The organism is Pedobacter jejuensis (genome assembly GCF_003725795.1).
GTDB classification, from domain to species: domain Bacteria; phylum Bacteroidota; class Bacteroidia; order Sphingobacteriales; family Sphingobacteriaceae; genus Pedobacter; species Pedobacter jejuensis.
Genome location: NZ_RBEE01000001.1, coordinates 23,951 through 42,294, shown reverse-complemented (window position 1 = coordinate 42,294; position 18,344 = coordinate 23,951). Strand labels below are relative to the sequence as shown.

General features: G+C 35.8%; 16 protein-coding genes. 10 read left to right on the top strand and 6 right to left on the bottom strand.

All coding sequences use genetic code 11. The features are described from left to right. Positions 1–900 (bottom strand): hypothetical protein, encoded by a 900-nt coding sequence (locus D7004_RS00195; protein WP_123203854.1) that lies wholly within the window; start codon positions 898–900, stop codon positions 1–3. A 108-nt stretch (positions 901–1,008) separates the two neighbouring features. Between D7004_RS00195 and D7004_RS00190 the strand changes: the two genes are divergently transcribed. From D7004_RS00190 to D7004_RS00170, 5 genes are all read left to right on the top strand, one after another. Then, entirely contained in the window at positions 1,009–2,328 is a 1,320-nt protein-coding gene (locus D7004_RS00190; protein WP_123203853.1) for a flippase, read from the top strand. Further along, positions 2,325–2,972, top strand: coding sequence for a class I SAM-dependent methyltransferase (locus tag D7004_RS00185; RefSeq protein ID WP_123203852.1), 648 nt, complete (start codon positions 2,325–2,327; stop codon positions 2,970–2,972). Before D7004_RS00190 ends, D7004_RS00185 begins: the two co-directional genes overlap by 4 nt. Positions 2,973–2,989: 17 nt before the next feature. Then, complete coding sequence (locus D7004_RS00180; protein WP_123203851.1) at positions 2,990–3,751, top strand: class I SAM-dependent methyltransferase; 762 nt, start codon at positions 2,990–2,992, stop codon at positions 3,749–3,751. A gap of 105 nt (positions 3,752–3,856) precedes the next feature. Further along, positions 3,857–4,267, top strand: a complete 411-nt coding sequence (locus tag D7004_RS00175) for a GxxExxY protein (protein ID WP_123203850.1) — start codon at positions 3,857–3,859, stop codon at positions 4,265–4,267. Positions 4,268–4,400: 133 nt separating this feature from the next. Continuing rightward, the gene (locus D7004_RS00170; protein WP_123203849.1) at positions 4,401–5,306 is read left to right on the top strand and encodes a glycosyltransferase; all 906 of its coding nucleotides are present in this window, start codon (positions 4,401–4,403) and stop codon (positions 5,304–5,306) included. Positions 5,307–5,503: 197 nt separating this feature from the next. On the opposite strand, the gene D7004_RS00160 is transcribed toward D7004_RS00170, so the two are convergent. Then, a complete protein-coding gene (locus tag D7004_RS00160) occupies positions 5,504–5,707 on the bottom strand; it encodes a DUF2683 family protein (protein ID WP_123203847.1) in 204 nt (67 codons plus the stop codon). Positions 5,708–5,788: 81 nt separating this feature from the next. Between D7004_RS00160 and D7004_RS00155 the strand changes: the two genes are divergently transcribed. Next, positions 5,789–7,240, top strand: a complete 1,452-nt coding sequence (locus D7004_RS00155; RefSeq protein WP_123203846.1) for an alpha-L-fucosidase — start codon at positions 5,789–5,791, stop codon at positions 7,238–7,240. Position 7,241: 1 nt separating this feature from the next. On the opposite strand, the gene D7004_RS00150 is transcribed toward D7004_RS00155, so the two are convergent. Together D7004_RS00150 and D7004_RS00145 are read right to left on the bottom strand one after the other, a co-directional pair. Next, positions 7,242–7,988, bottom strand: coding sequence for a class I SAM-dependent methyltransferase (locus tag D7004_RS00150; RefSeq protein WP_123203845.1), 747 nt, complete (start codon positions 7,986–7,988; stop codon positions 7,242–7,244). A gap of 135 nt (positions 7,989–8,123) precedes the next feature. Next, complete coding sequence (locus D7004_RS00145; RefSeq protein ID WP_123203844.1) at positions 8,124–11,315, bottom strand: S41 family peptidase; 3,192 nt, start codon at positions 11,313–11,315, stop codon at positions 8,124–8,126. An 84-nt stretch (positions 11,316–11,399) separates the two neighbouring features. Here D7004_RS00145 and D7004_RS00140 point away from each other — a divergent pair, with 84 nt between their 5' ends. From D7004_RS00140 to D7004_RS00125, 4 genes are all read left to right on the top strand, one after another. After that, a complete protein-coding gene (locus D7004_RS00140; protein ID WP_123203843.1) occupies positions 11,400–12,671 on the top strand; it encodes a glycosyltransferase in 1,272 nt (423 codons plus the stop codon). A 1-nt stretch (position 12,672) separates the two neighbouring features. Then, positions 12,673–13,305, top strand: coding sequence for a DUF1016 N-terminal domain-containing protein (locus tag D7004_RS00135; RefSeq protein WP_123203842.1), 633 nt, complete (start codon positions 12,673–12,675; stop codon positions 13,303–13,305). Between the two features lies 1 nt (position 13,306). After that, positions 13,307–14,053 carry a glycosyltransferase family 2 protein gene (locus D7004_RS00130; protein WP_123203841.1) on the top strand — a complete coding sequence of 249 codons (747 nt, stop codon included), beginning with the start codon at positions 13,307–13,309 and terminating at the stop codon, positions 14,051–14,053. A gap of 155 nt (positions 14,054–14,208) precedes the next feature. Then, on the top strand, positions 14,209–14,769 hold the full coding sequence (locus D7004_RS00125; RefSeq protein ID WP_123203840.1) for a type 1 glutamine amidotransferase domain-containing protein: 561 nt from the start codon (positions 14,209–14,211) through the stop codon (positions 14,767–14,769). Positions 14,770–14,832: 63 nt separating this feature from the next. Here the strand turns inward: D7004_RS00125 and D7004_RS00120 are convergent, their stop codons facing one another. After that, on the bottom strand, positions 14,833–15,876 hold the full coding sequence (locus D7004_RS00120; protein WP_123203839.1) for a hypothetical protein: 1,044 nt from the start codon (positions 15,874–15,876) through the stop codon (positions 14,833–14,835). A 362-nt stretch (positions 15,877–16,238) separates the two neighbouring features. Next, on the bottom strand, positions 16,239–18,044 hold the full coding sequence (gene typA, locus D7004_RS00115) for a translational GTPase TypA (protein ID WP_123203838.1): 1,806 nt from the start codon (positions 18,042–18,044) through the stop codon (positions 16,239–16,241). Positions 18,045–18,344: the final 300 nt, after the last annotated feature.

Here is an 18,344-nt window from a genome sequence, read left to right as displayed (position 1 = left end):
CTAATATTTCACATTTGGAAAATCTGTTCTGGCCTTATTAAACTGATTTTCCATATCAGTGGTCCAGCCAAAAGCAATTGTTGCCTGCCCTTTTAAATTTACACCCGCTGCACCACTCCAAAAATGCACAAATTCGCCAAAATTCATATCTCTTGAATAGTCTGTCCCATTGGAAGGAAAGTTTTCTGATAACAAAACAAAGAATTTATTTAGAGCAGCTGTACCGCCATTTTTTGAATATATTGGATAAAACCAGTTTTTAAACCACTGAGTATTTGCTTTAGGGAAGTTATCAACCGTAGCCATGCACTTATTGTACCAACGCTCTGCATCACTCGCCATACCCAGATTTTTATACACATCGTACTGATAAATTTCCATCCACTTACTATCGCCCCAAATTTTAAAGGCTGGCGAGTTGTGTTTTCCTTTGGAAGCAAATTCTACAATGTGGCCAACTTCATGAGTTACAATGTCTTTTTCATTTGCTGTAAATCCCTCCCATGCTTTGGGATCTACCAGACCAACATCAATCACATTTCTATTATCATGGCTGGCTTCAAAATAATTTGAAGGATGCCCTCCTCCATATTTGCCAGTATGAAAAATGGCATATAACTTTTTATTTGAACCAAAACTACCGTAAACAGTTTTGGTATATTGCCAAACTTTTGTTAAATAATCGTTGGGCCAGGTAACGGATTTATTTACATCCTTATCGTAGAAAACGATTAAATCATCATTAGAAAAAACGCTATTAAGTATTTGATTGTGCTCAAACCAGTGTTCCTGCCAGGTCTCGGAAATTTCAGGTTCTTTAACAGCATCACTATCTTTTTTACATGCTGTAAAAATTAATAGAAAGGAGAAAACGCAGGAGATAATTCTGAATTGTTTCATAACCTATTATATTAGTTTAATTATTAACGCTTTATTGCTTTAAATGTTTTCTTTACAGATTATATATAGGTTACAAAGCGACAAACAATTTTTCACATCTTTGCGATAATGAAATTACCCACCATAAAAGGTTTTGATGAGGAAGCATTTAACAAGTATTTAAAAAATACGGGTTGGTTGATGTTTGGAAAGATTATCAGCCTGGTGGTAAATCTTGCCATAACTACATACCTGGGGCCAATTTTATTTGGAAATTTAAGTTTCGGATTATCCTTGGTGGCTATATTAGCAGCCGTTGGCGGTTTAGGGCTCGATACATTTATCATCCGTGAAGTTATTCAGGAGCCTGGCAAAAGAGATGAGATATTAGGCACTTCTTTGTGGTTAAGAATAATTACGAATGGCTTGCTAATTCCCATTGCCATCGGAATTTATCTAATTAGTCATTCCTTATCCTCCAATCCCGGAGAATCACTTGTATTGTTAATCGCATTACTTTCCTTTGCCTCTTTTTTCAAGTCGTTTAATGTTATTGATTCTTATTTTCAATCTCAGGTTCAATCGAAATATGTTGTTCAGGTGCAGAACATTAGTTTAGTAGTTACCTCCATTTTCAAGATTTTAATAATAGCTTTCAGTTTGCCGTTAATTTATATCGTTGTGGCATATATACTGGATGCTGTTGTTTTAGCAATTGGATTAATTATCGCCTATCAAAAACGAGGCTTAAACATATTTAATTGGAGTTTTAATAAAACAAGAGCAAAATTATTATTAAAAAAATCCTCGCCACTTATACTTTCTGCTGTGATGGTTACGATTTATATGAAGATTGATGTGGTAATGTTGAAGAGTGTTGGAAGCAAGGCAGTAGGAATTTATAGTAGTGCGCAAAACTTAAGTGAGGCCTGGTATTTTATACCAACCGCAATAATAACATCTGTTTTTCCTGCTTTACTTAATGCCCGTAAAACTGATTTAGTAAGGTATAAAAAACGCTTGGGGAATCTTTACGATTTATTAGTGTACATCAATATTCCTATAGCCTTGTTTATTAGTTTTTTTGCCGCTGATATTATTCACATTGCTTACAGTGGAAAATACGACGGTGCCGGAATAATGCTTTCAATCCATATCTGGTCGGGTATTTTTGTGTTTTTAGGAATGGCAAGTTCTCAATATCTTATTGCTGAAGGATATACTAAAATTTCTTTTTATAGAACAGCAGCTGGCGCTATTGTAAACATACTTTTAAACCTTTGGCTTATTCCCAAATACGCCGGAGTAGGAGCTTCATTAGCTACCCTAGTTGCCTGCTTCGTATCTACATTCTACCTTTTATTAATCCCGAAAACCCGCCACCAAGGTATTATGATGTTAAAATCGTTATTTTTGGTCACGGCATTTCAAAAAATATTTAAACATTGAGTACTCTAAAAGCATTAACAACATTAATTGCGAAGCCAAACAGGCTTAAAGCATTATTATCTTACGGACACAAAGGCTATTTAAACAGCATTGGCTGGTTTACTGCATTCGATAAAAAACAGGCGGTTGATGGAAAAGGCAATGCACTTCCGTGGGTAACCTATTCTTTCATCGATTTTATAAATTTTCGAATAGAAAAAACCCATCATATTTTCGAATATGGTTCAGGCAATTCTACTTTATTTTATGCAGAAAGAGCCGGTACAGTTACCGCTGTAGAGCATGACAAAGGTTGGTTTGATAAAGTTAAAAATAGCAGTCCGGCAAATGCTGAAATGATTTTCTGCCATTTGGAGCGAGATGGCGAGTATGCTAAAAAGGCAACTTTGCTAAATAAGAAATTCGACATTATTATTGTTGATGGTCGCGATAGAGTAAACTGTTGTAAATATAGTGTAGATGCTTTATCAGCAAATGGGGTAATGGTTTTGGATGATAGTGAACGCCGAACATACCACCAAGCAAGAATTTTCCTGCAAGAGAAAGGGTTTAAAGAAATCAGTTTCAGCGGAATTTCGCCAGGCTTGTTTTATGAAAAAGCAACATCGGTTTTTTACAAGGCGGACAACTGTTTAGGCATTTAAACTTCATATTTTGATTTATGATAAGCGAAGAAGTAAAAACTGCCTACGATAATTTTTACACCAATAGCGATGTAGCCTGGCGAATGCTTGGCGCAAAATACAAAGCCCAAAACATTGTTGATGTTTGCAAAGCGATTAAGCCGAAGAAGGTTTTAGAAGTTGGTGCTGGTGATGGAAGTATCCTTCATTTCCTAGACGAATGGAAGTTTGCACCCGAATTATATGCTTTGGAAATTGCACAAAGCGGCGTTGATATTATTAAAGACAGAAAATTATCATTACTAAAGGAAGCGCAAACATTTGATGGATATAAAATTCCATATGAAGATGACACCTTTGATTTAGTGATACTTGCACATGTTTTAGAACACGTAGAGCATGAAAGAATTTTACTTCGTGAACTAAAAAGGGTTGCAAAATACCTCGTTGTAGAAGTGCCAAAGGATTATCGTTTTGGTGTAGATTCGAGAATGAAACACTTTCTGGATTATGGGCATATTAACATGTACACCCCAACTTCACTTCGATTTTTACTGCAGAGCGAAGGCCTGGAAATTTTAGAGGATAAGGTTTCTATGACAACACCAGAAACTGTTAAATTTAATGAGTTTGTTAACAGAAAGGCACCAAAAACTTTTAGCAAAAATTTAAAAATTGAGTTAGAGTATCGTATTAAAAAGGCTTTAGGAAATTTTTTAGGGAGAAAAAAGAAGGAACAATTTGCTAATGCTTATACGGTTTTAACACAAAAATCGGATTCTAATCTGCATATATTTTAAATTCAACATACCATATAAGAAATGTAAGAAAATATAAGCTCATGTTTCATTAAGTCTCTATTCATAAAAACATCCATTTTAAGTTATTTTTCTAAATAGAATAATATGATATTGACCAGAGACTATTTAAAAAATTTAGTTTACAAAGTAAACGGAGCAGCTATTGAAGTTCATAAGGCCTTGGGGCCAGGCTTGCTAGAGTGTACGTATCATAAATGCATGATTCATGAGCTAAAATCGAGAAATATTAGTTTTAAATCTGAGATGACGATACCCATAAATTATAAAGGATTAGAGCTAGATGCAGAATTACGTTGTGATTTGTTGATTGAAGATACCTTGATTGTCGAGTTCAAGTCTGTGGAGCGAGTTCAGCCTATTCATGTTGCTCAATTATTAACTTACATGAAACTATTGAAACAGCCAATGGGATTAATGATAAATTTTAATTGCTTACACATTTTTAACGAGGGACAAAAAACTTATGTAAACGAGATTTACGAATCCATTTATTAATATTTTTGAATCCAACTTATATGAACCTTATATTCCTTAAATGGTAAAGATTTAAGTTGCAATACCTCACCCAATTAGAAAAAAAATATATTAAACTAGAAATTAGCGATTTCTTAAATGGCAAAAAACTAACATGCAAAACCTTGCTCCAATAGCACTATTTGTTTACAATCGTCCGAAACATACCGAACGAACGATTAAGTTTTTGCAACAGAATAATCTTGCAGCAGAAAGTAAATTGTTTATATTTTCTGATGGCGCAAAAACCAAGCAGGATGAGGAGAAAGTTGCAGAAGTTAGGGCTATTATTAATAAAATTGATGGCTTTAAATCGGTAAGAGTTATAGAACGTAAAACCAACTCTGGTTTAGCAAACTCGGTTATTGCTGGCGTTACCCAATTAATAAATGATTATGGAAAAGTAATTGTTTTCGAAGATGACTTAGTCACCTCTCCGCATACCTTAACCTATTTTAACGAAGGTTTAACTCGTTATGCAAACGAAGATAAAGTGATGCATATCGGTGCATATATGTATCCATTAAAACACGACGAACTTCCAGAAACATTTTTCTATCGAGCAGCAACAAGTTGGGGTTGGGCAACCTGGGCAAGGGCCTGGAAAAATTTTGAACCGGATATTGACACCTTGATAAAGCAATTTGATGGGAAGAAAAAATCAGCCTTTGCTATTGATAATACCATGAATTTTTGGAAACAGATGCAGGAATTCAAAAGCGGCAAAAATAATAGCTGGGCAATTCGTTGGTACGCTTCAATCTTTTTAAAAGGTGGTTTAACGTTAAATCCGTCCCAATCATTAGTTAACAATATCGGTCACGACGGAACAGGCGTTCATTCGGGCATTAATGATATTTATAATGTTATCATCAACCCTAAACCAATAACCGAATTTCCTGCTGTAATTGAAGAAAATCCAGCGGCTTATCAAACCATAAAAAACTTCTTGTCAAACCGTAAAGGAAATCTTTGGGAAAGAATAAAGCGATTTGTTAAGGAAAAGATGAATAAAAGTTAGGTACTATTTATGCAATTCTTACATTTTCTCCAAAAATAGTTGGACGATAGAGATATGGATTTTTAGAAATTTTCAATAAAATTGATTCTACCTTTAATTCAAATATATTTGCATGAGTTTCTCCCCATTTATCCAAAACTAATTTATAGCATGCAAGAAGAGTAAATTTTGCTCTTGAAGTATAAACTATTGTCACTTTAAAATACTAAAGATCTAACATTTGCTTTACTGTTGAGAATTTCGTCATCTTTTGCTTCTTTTCTCGAAAGTTCTATTTCGTTTATTATAGCAAGTGGAATTTCATTCTGCTCAACTTCAAAATTAATATTTTGCTCTTCCATAAAAGCTTTTAAAACTTCAAGCTGTTCTAAATTTTCAGGATGTACTACTATCGTTTCCATACTCGAATTTAATTTAAATAATCCAAAATTCCATTAGCGATAATTGATATTCTTTGTACTTTAGTTGCAAATCCCATCAGCATGAAATGGCTAACCATCCTACTTCTTTCATTTACTACACTAACAAATGCTCAAACTGCACCCAAACCTTATGGAGCTCTACCTTCCAAAAGGCAGCTTGCATGGCATGATATTGAAGTTTATGGATTAATACATTTCACGCCAACCACCTTCGAAAATAAAGAATGGGGATTCGGTGATGCTGACCCAAAAACATTTAACCCCACAGATTTTAATGCAGAACAAATAATAAAAGCAGCTAAAGCAGGTGGGCTGAAAGGCATTATTTTGGTTGCTAAACATCACGATGGTTTCGCACTTTGGCCGACTAAAACCACTGAATATAATATTTCTAAAAGCCCGTTCAGGGATGGAAAAGGTGATTTGGTAAAGGAAATTGAACAGGCAGTTAGAAAAAACGGATTAAGTTTTGGGGTTTACTGTTCTCCGTGGGATAGAAATAATGCTAATTATGGTACATCAAAATATTTAGCCATTTATCAGGCACAGCTTAAAGAGCTTTATAGCAATTACGGAAACCTTTTTATGAGCTGGCATGATGGCGCAAATGGCGGAGATGGGTATTATGGCGGTGCTAAAGAAAAACGCTCGATAGATAACACTACTTACTACGATTGGAATAACACATGGGGCATCACCAGAAAAATGCAGCCTATGGCGAATATTTTTAGTGATATTGGACTGGATATTCGTTGGGTTGGTAGTGAAGATGGAACCGCAGCAGAAACCAGTTGGGCAACTTTTACGCCCCTTCCCCCTGAAGGAAAAAATGTGGCTGTTCCAGGGCAAGCAAATTACCCTCAAAGTCCGATGGGTATAAGAAATGGTAAATATTGGATGCCTGCGGAATGCGATGTACCGCTAAGAAAAGGCTGGTTTTATCACCCTTCAGAAAAACCAAAAACACCTGAAACCTTGTTTGATTTGTATTTGCAAAGCGTTGGCCATGGCGCTGGTTTAGATTTAGGCTTAGCGCCCGATACCCGCGGACAATTGCATGAGGATGATGTAGCATCTTTAAAGGTATTCGGTGATATGGTTAAACATACCTTTGCAAATAATTTAGCTGTGAAAGCAACTGTAAAGGCTAATAATATTCGGGGTAACGCTTTTGGTGTTGCTAAACTTTTAGATAACAACAAGCAGACTTATTGGGCCACAGCAGATAATATCCACACAGCGAAACTAGAGTTTGACTTAAAAACTGATAAAACTTTCGACATCATCAGCCTGCAGGAATATATTCCTTTAGGACAAAGAATAGAGGAATTTAATATCGAGGTTTTCGAAAATTATGAGTGGAAGAAAATATACGATGGAACAAGTGTTGGCGCTAAGCGATTAATCAAATTGGATAAGCCAGTTACCACTTCAAAAATTAGATTAAACATTACAAAATCGCCGGTTTGTATTACGCTAAGCGAATTTGGGATTTATAAAAAGACACCGTAATTTACTTTCTTGCTTCTAAAATAATATATGGCGACAAGCTTTTGCTTTCGAAAGGAATAATCTTTGTAAAAACTTTTCCGCTAAGCCATACAAGTTTTTTGAATAAGCGAACACCTGTTGATTTTTGAGATTCATTTTCTAACCAAACACTAAACTTACCAAAATAACCAGCCTTCACTTCTTTTAAGCCAGCTTTTTCGCAAATTGACTTCAGCAGCTCAGGGTTCATGCTATCGATATTGTGTTTATCGTAATTTTCTTTATCGAAGTTTTTTTGAAACCATCCGTTAACAGCTTTGAAATTTGGCAAAGTAATGAACAAAGTTCCGCCTGGTTTTACGAAAGCAATGTGGCGATTAATTATATCTGCTGTATCATTAAAGTGTTCAATTAAACCACAACTCAAAACCAAGTCATATTGTTGTTCTGGCACATAATTAAACAAATCCGTTTCGACGATGTGAATGTCTTTTTCGGTTAAACCATTTTTATCAAGCAGCTCATTTACAACGGGCGGATGAACAAAATAATCCAAAAGTGTAACATCAATTTTGAAGTATTTTTTTAAGAAAACAGCATAATATCCAGGGAAACCGCCCAATTCAATCGCGTTTTTCACCTTGTTTTTATTGATAATATCTGCCAGCTGGCGATGAAAAACGTAATCGGATGGTAATTCAACAGCAAGTCCCTTTTTTCTTTCCCAATAATTTACCCAAAAAGCTCTGTCTGTTAATAAATTTGCCATGTGCTAAAATAATTCAACCCCAAAGAAACGGAAAAGAATAGGAAAATCGAAAGTTAAGATGGACGAATTGTTTTATTGCTGAATTGTTTCGGTTACATTTTACGCAACACAACAATCCAGCAATTTATCAATACCTTATTTCAAATCCTTCAAAATCTCCGCAACAGCTTTTTCTAACTGAGGATCCTTATCGGCGAGTCTATCTTCAAAAGTGTTTTTTACAAAGATATCTGGCTTAACACCTTCCTTTTCGATGTTTTTTCCATCCATGGTATAACAGCCCCACGATGGTAAACGGTAAGAAGAACCATCTACCAAACCTTTTGCAGAAGTGAAAATTATCCAGCGGTAAGTTTCAGTTCCAATGATTTTACCCAGTTTTAATTGTTTAAATCCCGCAGCTGTCATTTCTGCATCACTTAAAGACTGCTCATTAACCAACAAAACAATAGGCTTAACCGCCGGCCCGAAATTACTTTGCGGTGCCATTTTACCTCCGCGATATTTCCACTTCAAATATGGTTTTTGCGAAAGGAATTTCAAAACGGCATCATGGACATTTCCACCTGTATTGTAGCGCAAATCTAAAATAATAGCATCTTTATTTTCTTCCTGTTCAACCATATCCAATAAGAAACGTTCCAATTCGCCCGAGCCCATATTTTTCATGTAAGAATAGGCAATGCGGTTGTTTCCCCATTTATCTACATTGGTTTTATTTCTAGCAATCCACTCATCATAAAGATTGTTTTTTAATGTGCCAGAATTTTGAGGGTGGATGTTTACAAAGGTTTCTTTCCCTGCACGAGAAAAGGTTAAAGTCATTTCCTTATCTAAGGATGGCTTACTGAAATAGAAATCTATATCCATTTTATCATCTACTTGCGTTCCATTAACTGCAATTAATACATCTCCAGGCTTAACGTTCACTCCACTGTACGATGCATTACTTTTCGCAACCAACCTTTCAACTTTATAAGGATTTTCATTTTCAAACATAATTCCTGTTTGATTGGTAATATAGGTTAGGTTTTTGCGCTCTTCGGCACCAGAACTATTAAAGCCCATATGCGATGAATTTAATTCGCCCAGCATATCATTCAACAAAATCCTTACGTCGCTTCTGTTATTTACATAAGGCAGATAAGCGGCGTAACGGTTTTTCATTTTTTCCCAATCTACGCCGTGAAAATTTTCATCATAAAAATTTTCATCCAAGCCTACCCAGGTTTCGTAAAACATCTGATTAAACTCTGCATTTAAGTTTCTTGCAAACTTATAAGCGTGTTCAATTTTATCCAGTTTATTTCCATCAATATTATATTTGCTAATTGCACCACCTGCAAGTGTGAAGAATTTATCGCCTGACTGAACAATGCTATAACCTTCTCCTTCGCCAACTTTTTCAGTTCTATTCGCTTCGAATGGCTCGATAACGGTACGATAAATTCCAAATTTTCCACCCTCGTGATTTGAAGAATAAAATACATAGGTTTTATCACCCTTAGCAAAAACATCGGTACCGAACTGACTACCAAAAGCAGGGCTAACCAGTTCTACTCTATCCAAAATATTCTGCGTGTTAATCGTAATAATGCTTGCAGGTTTTGGCGTTGGTTTAGCGTCTGTTTTCTTTTTAGCTGTATCGGTAGTTTTTGTTGTTTTCTTATCGGTAACAGCGGGCTTTACATCTTTCGGCTCAGGAGCAGTTTCTTTAAACAAATCATCGAATTTATCTGAACGATAAGGCGCATCGTAATTATTTAGCGCCATTCGATAGATATGAACATTTTCACTCCCTGAAGGGTAAGCCGGCTCAGTTCTCGCACTCGTAAAATAAATATATTTTCCATCAGGCGACCAGGCAGCGTCGGTTTCAGTAACACCTGTATTGGTCAAATTAATTGTTTTATTGCCCTTTATGTTATGAACCAAAATATCCTGCTCGAAATTTCTGTAGGCTGTAAAAAGTACATATTCATCGTTTGGTGAAAAGCTTGGTGTAGAACTCTGAATTGCCCAAAACTCATCTGTCACCAGTGTTTTGCTTTCGAAAGTTTTCAAATCCAACAGCTTTAATTCGTTTCTTCCGCTTAAATAAACACCCATCGTTTTGGTTTTATTTAGCGTAATATCTCTATTGTTGGCTTTGTCTTTAGTAATCTGTTTAGGCGTTCCTTTTCCATCGCCTGTTATCGTAAACCAGTTTTGGAAACCATTCCAGGTTTGGCAAAACAAAATGGTTTTGTTATCGGCAAGCCATTTACATTGCATTGCCCGTTCGCCGCCATTGGTAATTTTACGGATAAATTTTCCATCAGCATCACTTACAAAAAGTTCTCCACGAGAAACAAAAGCCATTTTTTTACCGTCAGAGGCCACATCAAAAGCTGAAATATTTCCTTTTACATCATATTCCTGTGCCTTCGTTAAAACCTGATTGCGGGAAGTGCTGATGTTTACTTTCTCCGTTTTTTTCGTTGCCACATCGTAAGTAAACAGTTGATAATCCTTTTCGAAAACAATGGTTGTTCCATTTGCCGAAACAAAAGGACGTTTTATAGAAGTATCGAAATTAGTAAGAGCTGTTTTTTTCCCGCCTAAAAAAGTATAAAGATTGTATTCTTCATTTCCCTCATCCGAAACAAAAAACACATTTCCTTTTGAATCTACACTCGTCCAGAAATCTTTACCGATGTAATTCGTATATTGTTTATAAGCTTTGGTTTTTGGATTGTAAGATTGAATATCCGGATTATAAGCACCTTTGTAGTGCTTTCTATTTGCAAAACGGTAGCTTTCCCAGGTATCGCTGAAGAATAATTCCCCGTCCGGAGCTTCTGCAATATGGTGTGTGGTATTAAAATAGTTTTCGAACAATCGAACCGCTGTTCCGCCGCTCACAGCAACTTTATAACTAGAAAATGAATTAAATCTTCCGGATGTAAAATAGATGGTTTTCGAATCCCAACTCCAGTTATCAACTTCGTCCGATGCATCGTTAAATGTTAATTGCTTAATATCACCACCTGCCAAAGACATTAGGTAAACATCATAATTTCCGTACTGATTAGAAGAAAAAGCCATCCATTTGCCATCAGGAGATATTTTTGGATTAATTTCTTCACCTTGCATGGCTGTAATTCTTGAAGCTGAACCACCTTTAACAGCGACTTTCCAGATATCTCCATCGTAACTAAATACTATTGTTTGTGCATCAGGCGTTAAAGCAGGATATGCAGCAAAATAGGTTTGACCTTGAGCAAAGGAATGGAAAGGCAACAGAAATGCTATTGCCGCAAGCGATTTAAGTAGGGTTTTGATCATGATTTTGTTTGTTTGGCTTTGGTAAGTTGAAAATACACAACAGATTTTACATTCGTAAACAATAAAATGTATTTTTGAATTGATTTGAAGATAATACACCTAAATACGTACGATGGAAATGGAGGTGCAGGACGTGCCTGCTTACGCCTAAGCGATGCCCTAAAAGCAAGCGGAATTGATTCGAAAGTTTTGGTGTATTACAAGTTCGGTGACAACCTAAAGGTTGATACTTTCAGCAAATCGCCACTTCAAAAAGCACTAGCCGTTTACAATATTTTATCCGAGCGATATTATTCAAAATGGTTAAGCAAATCGGTAAAAACACCTTTCAGTTTGCAATGGTTTGGCCGTTCGATAAAAAACCATCCCGATGTAAAAAGTGCCGATGTAATTCATTTGCATTGGGTAAATCATGGTTTCCTTACTCCGAAATTTTTAGCAGAGCTTGATGAACTGGAAAAGCCAATCGTTTGGACTTTTCACGACAGTAATGCCTTTACAGGTGGCTGCCATGTGCGTTATGGCTGCGAAAACTTTCATCAGCAATGCGGCAATTGCCCGATTTTGAAATTAAGTGGTAAAGATGACATTTCGCATAAAACCTGGTTAAGGAAACAGAAAGCTTACACGGCATTAAATTTCCATATTGTTGCGCCAAGTAACTGGATGGCAGCATCGGTTAAATTTAGTAGTTTATTGGGTACTCGAAAAACGTCTGTAATCCCGAATACCATTGAAACCAACATTTTTAAGCCTTACGTTAAATCAGAAGCGAAGAAAATCCTAAAAATAAATCCAGAAAAATTTGTTTTGATGAGTGGTTTTATGCCGTCTAAAAATGACAAACATAAAGGAACACCTTATTTAATTGAAGCGCTGGAGATTTTATCAAGACGAAAAGGAATTGACAAAGAGAAAATAGAACTGGTAATTTTCGGGAACAAAGAAAACGCAGAAATGCCCGAATTTCCCTTCAAAACTACCTTTTTGGGTACTATAAATAAAGATGAACACCTGGCAAAATGTTATTCAGCTGCCGATGCTTTCATCACGCCGTCGCTCGAAGATAACTTGCCAAATACCGTTATGGAAAGTCTTGCTTGTGCTACGCCAGTTATTGCTTTTACTACTGGCGGCATTCCAGACATGGTTAAGCACCAAAAAAATGGTTACTTAGCAGAATACCAAAATGCTGCAGATTTGGCTAATGGAATAGAATGGCTTTATCACTACCCGAATAAAGAGGAAGTACAAAAAGCAGCACGGTTAGGCATTTTAACTGATTTTTCGGAAGAAGTTATTGCCGCAGAGCATATTCATTTGTATGAAACATTGATTGATTTGCAACCGAAGTAACATGGAATTATCCAAAAACTATATCGAAAATATCAAAGCACTAAAATCGGCAATTTTACAAAGTCGCTATAGGGCTGCATCTCTTGTTAACAAAGAACTTTTAACGCTTTACTTTGCAATAGGCAAATTTATCTCCCATAAAATCGAGGAAGAAAAATGGGGAGCAAAAGTTATCGAAATTCTCTCTGCCGATTTGCAAGTTGAATTACCCGGTTTAAGAGGTTTTTCAGCAACTAACATCAAGCGAATGCGTCTCTTTTTTGAAGCTTGGAAGGAACAAACTCAAATTAGACCAACACAGTCGGGCCAATTACAAACAATTGATTTAGAAGAGATTACATTTAGACCAACAGTGTCGGCCAAATTGGAGAAATCATTTTTTAGATTAAGCTTTTCGCATCATTTAGAAATTATACAGGGAACTCAGAAAATAGAGGAAAAGATATTTTATATTCAAAAAACAGCATCAGAAATTATCCTTTGTAAGGAAAAGAAAAATAAGATAGTCGAATTTTCTTTCAGAGATTTTAATAAGGCGATGGGTGTTTCTACATACAAAACAAGTGCTGTATTGCCCGCAGCATACAAAGGCGTATTACCTGATGTTGAAACGCTTAAAAAACTAATGGATTAATATGCCAAAGCTCTCGATAATTACAATCGTATATAATAACGTTCGCGATATTGAAAGAACGATAAATTCTGCAATCAATCAAACCTTTAAGGATATCGAATACTTGGTTATCGACGGTGCATCTAACGATGGAACTTTAGAGGTTATTCAAAAATATAAAAATCAGATTTCGAAAATAGTTTCGGAGCCTGATAAAGGAATATACGATGCCATGAATAAAGGGTTGGCTTTGGCTAAAGGCGATTATATTTTGTTTATGAATTCTGGTGATGAAATTTACGATGAACATACTGTCGAAGAGATTTTTGATTCATCTCCCGGTGCTGATATCTATTACGGCGAAACAGAAATGTACAACGATAATTGGGAGAGTTTAGGCAGAAGAAGACATGAAGCACCAGAATCTTTCGATTGGAAAAGTTTTAGGTATGGAATGAATGTTAGTCACCAAGCGATTTACATTAAGAAAAGCATTACCACTCCTTACGATTTGCAATATAAATACAGTTCGGATATCGATTGGATAATCAAAGCGGCTAAAAAATCATCAAATATTGTTAACGTTCATAGGTATGTTGCCAAATATTTAATTGGCGGAATGAGCAAAAAGAAACATCGCGAAAGCCTGAAAGAACGCTTTCAAATTTTTACAAAATATTATGGCTTAGTTCCAAATATTCTAAATCATATTGTAATTGCAGGCAATTTAGCTTTCTATTTTTTGCGGAATAGAAGAACAAATGATTAACATAAAATACTGATATCCTATGCTTTAAGCGTTTGTTGATAAGAAAATTGACAGTCACTTAAGAGCAAAATCGTAAGCATCAAATCTAAACTTCTAAAAACAATAATATCTTAATAATGTATTTAAATATATCACCTATTTAAAAATTAAGAATTATGGGACAATTAAGTAATCGCAACATAGCTGTACTTTCAGAAGATGGATTTGAAGAAGTAGAATTAACTGAGCCAGTAAAAAGATTAAAAGAAGAAGGTGCAACAGTACATATCATTTCTTCAAAAAGCGGAAAAATTAAAGCTTGGGATGAAGACCATTGGTCGATAGAAGTTGATGTAGATAAAACCATTACTGAAGCAAATGCTAGCGACTATGACGGTTTATTACTTCCTGGTGGCGTTATCAATCCTGATAAATTACGTGTTAATGAAGATGCCATCACATTTGTTAAAGCATTTTTTGAAGCTGGTAAACCGGTAGCGGCAATTTGCCATGGACCACAAACTTTAATAAGTGCTGGTGTTGTTGATGGAAGAAAATTAACCTCTGTAAAAAACATTGCACAGGATTTAATTAATGCTGGTGCCAATTGGACGGATGAAGAAGTTGTTGTAGATCAGGGTTTGGTTACCAGTCGTACACCAAAAGATTTACCTGCATTTAATGATAAAATTGTAGAAGAGTTTGCCGAAGGTGTGCATGATGGTCAGCATGCATAAATGTTTTGAGCGCTCTCCTAAATTACTCAAAGGCGGCTGGTTTATAAATAACCGGCCGTTTTTTTAAAGCTTAACCTGCCTAATAATATTTTTAATATTAAGTTCGATAATATCGGTCATGGTTTTACACCTCAAGTAATTCTGATCGTTAAAATAATCAGACATAGATTGCTTAAGCAAAGCGATATTTTCTGGCGTTGTTAAAGCTTCTTTGTTTGATACATCTCGTAAATCTGTTAAGCGATGGCGTTCACTCCTAACCCGATGCACTATTGATGAGCGTTCTTCCTGTCGATATTGAAGTACCGTTTTGTCCGTTAACTGCTCCATACTCATTTTCACATAAGGCAAATTCTCTTTAAAAAATTGCGGCAGATAAACCTTTAAGTTCCCTTCATAAAATTGCTGATCGAAATCTATCGCTCTAATTCTAAACTGGATATCATCAAAATCTGGCGTTATCTGAACAACAAAATTATAAGCTCGCATATCGCCCAAAAGCATAATTAAACAGCGCTCATTAAATTTCACAAACTCTTTTGCAATACGTGTTGGGTTAAATTCTGGTGTATATAACTGTCCTTTTGTAAAAACATCACCCGGAATGCCAGCAATGTGCTCTTCAACCAGAGTTTCTCCATCTACTAGATAATTAACTTGATTTGGAGATAAAATTTCTTCCAATTCTAAACCATAAATTCGAGATGCATCAGCCTTTTTAATATAGAAATAATCATAAACATCGTTCAATCGGTTTACAATTCTAATTCGAAAAGGATGAGTGTTTCCGAAAGTACAATATTCAATTTTATCAATGTATTTGTGTTCGACGATGCGAAGATTCCCAGAAGCCTTTAAATTGGCATAAATCTCCTTCAAGCCGTTATGCAACGTATCAATTAAATCCTGGGCATAAATTGGTCCCTCCCAAAGTGAATCTTTACCAAATTTATCCATCAATGGAAAAGCTTCGTTAAACTGCATTAAATCATTATAGGAGATTGGCAATTTTGCATCACGCTGATATAAACGCAAATACTTTTGCAGTGCAGGTGTAACCGGAAAAATCGGTTTTTTCTTTAGGATTTTTACATCTTCATTTTCCATTGGTCAACAATGTAGCATTTTAATAATTTAACCGCAAAGATTTTTAAGGGAAGCGCAAAGTAGGCAAAGCCGGATGCAACCTTATATTTACTCTGTATTCTTTGCAGTTAAAACTTTTTAATTCTGGATATTATTAAAAATTTCTACAGTCCAACCATAACCGGAAAAATCGTTTTTTTACTTTCGGATTTTTATGTCAAGATAGTATTTTATTCCTTTTACTACAAAGTTTGCTGAGAAACCTAAAAGCGAAATAATATTAAACCCTACTTAGTTGTTCTTAGGTGGTAAAAAACGAAAAAGCCCCGATTTACATCGAGGCTTTAGTAATATTATTAAGTCCCCTTCAGGGGATTTAGTTGTTAAGCGAATTGCTTTCCTTTAACTTTACGTTCTTGTTCTGTTAAGAAGATTTTACGTAAACGCATGCTTGCCGGTGTAACCTCGATGTATTCATCAGCCTGGATGTATTCCATAGCTTCTTCTAAAGAGAATTTAATAGCAGGTGCAATACGAGCATTATCATCAGTACCTGATGCACGCATGTTCGTTAACGCTTTCCCTTTAACAATATTTACGACCAAATCATTATCACGAATGTGCTCACCCATAATCTGACCTTCGTAAACATCAACTCCTGGATCAACAAAGAAACGACCTCTATCTTGTAACTTATCAATTGAATAAGCAGTAGTTTGACCTTTTTCCATTGAAACCAATACACCGTTAGAACGACCAGGAATTGTACCTTTCCAAGGCTCGTAAGCTTTGAAACGGTGTGCCATAATCGCCTCGCCAGCAGTAGCTGTTAAAACGTTGTTACGTAAACCAATAATACCACGAGATGGGATTTCGAATTCTAAGTGTTGTAAATCGCCTTTTGGCTCCATAATTAACAACTCACCTTTACGTTGAGTTACCAATTCGATTACTTTACCAGAAACTTCACCCGGTACATCAACAATTAAAGTCTCAATTGGCTCACATTTTTTACCGTCGATTTCTTTAACAATAACCTGTGGCTGACCAACCTGAATTTCGTAACCTTCGCGACGCATCGTTTCGATTAATACCGATAAATGGAGAATACCACGACCGTAAACCAACCATGAATCTGGAGATGCAGTTTCAACAACTTTTAACGCCAAATTTTTCTCAGTTTCTTTAATTAAACGTTCTTTAATACGTTGAGAGGTAACTAATTTACCTTCTTTACCGAAAAATGGAGAGTTGTTAATGGTAAACAACATATTCATCGTTGGCTCATCGATGCTGATAACAGGCAATTGCTCTGGTGCATCAAAATCAGAAATGGTATCACCAATATCGAAACCATCAATACCTACAACAGCACAAATATCGCCTGAACTTACTTCTGTAGTACGGATTTTTCCTAAACCTTCGAAAGTATAAAGTTCTTTTACTCTTGTTTTTACAACTCTACCATCGCGTTTAATTAACGTTACTGGTTGGTTTTCTTTAATTGTACCACGATGAACACGACCAATTGCAATACGACCTACGAAAGATGAATAATCTAACGAAGTAATTTGCATTTGTAAAGTACCATCATTAATTGGTGCAGGTGGAATGTTTGCTACAACAGCATCCAATAAAGCGAAAATATCAGTAGTTGGCACTTTCCAGTCTGTACTCATCCATCCTTGTTTCGATGAACCGTAAATAACCGGGAAATCCAATTGCTCTTCAGTTGCTTCAAGGTTAAAGAACAATTCGAAAATTTGTTCGTAAACCTCTTCCGGGCGACAGTTTTCTTTATCTACTTTGTTTACAACCACAATCGGTTTTAAACCAAGTGCCAAAGCTTTTTGCGTTACGAAACGTGTTTGAGGCATTGCACCTTCAAAAGCATCGCAAAGTAAAAGTACACCATCTGCCATTTTCAAAACACGCTCTACCTCACCGCCAAAATCCGCGTGACCAGGAGTGTCAATAATATTAATCTTTACATCTTTATACTGTACCGATACGTTTTTAGATACGATTGTGATACCACGTTCGCGTTCTAAATCGTTATTATCCAATATCAAATCTCCTGTTTGTTCGTTATCACGAAAAATAGAACAAGAATGTAAAATCTTATCAACCAATGTAGTTTTACCGTGGTCAACGTGTGCTATAATAGCTATATTTCTAATCTTTTGCATAAAATGCGCCTCAAATTTGGCGCAAAGATAGTGTTTAGAAATGGATTTTCAACTATATAGCTTGCTATTTAATGCTAAGATAATATTGTAATTATCTCATTTTTAATAAGAAAAGCAATTCCTGTAAAGTTTTGGCAAGGTTCAGTCCCGCTGCCAACTTTAGCCCGCGTAAAAACTCGGGGCTGCCGTTTCCATCGGGTTTAATTAGAAATGCTTGTGCAAGCAGCAGGATTTGTGATGCGCAAACCTTGCTTCACTAACAATGAAAGGATTCTGTTGCGCTTTTTATAAGCGAATAGA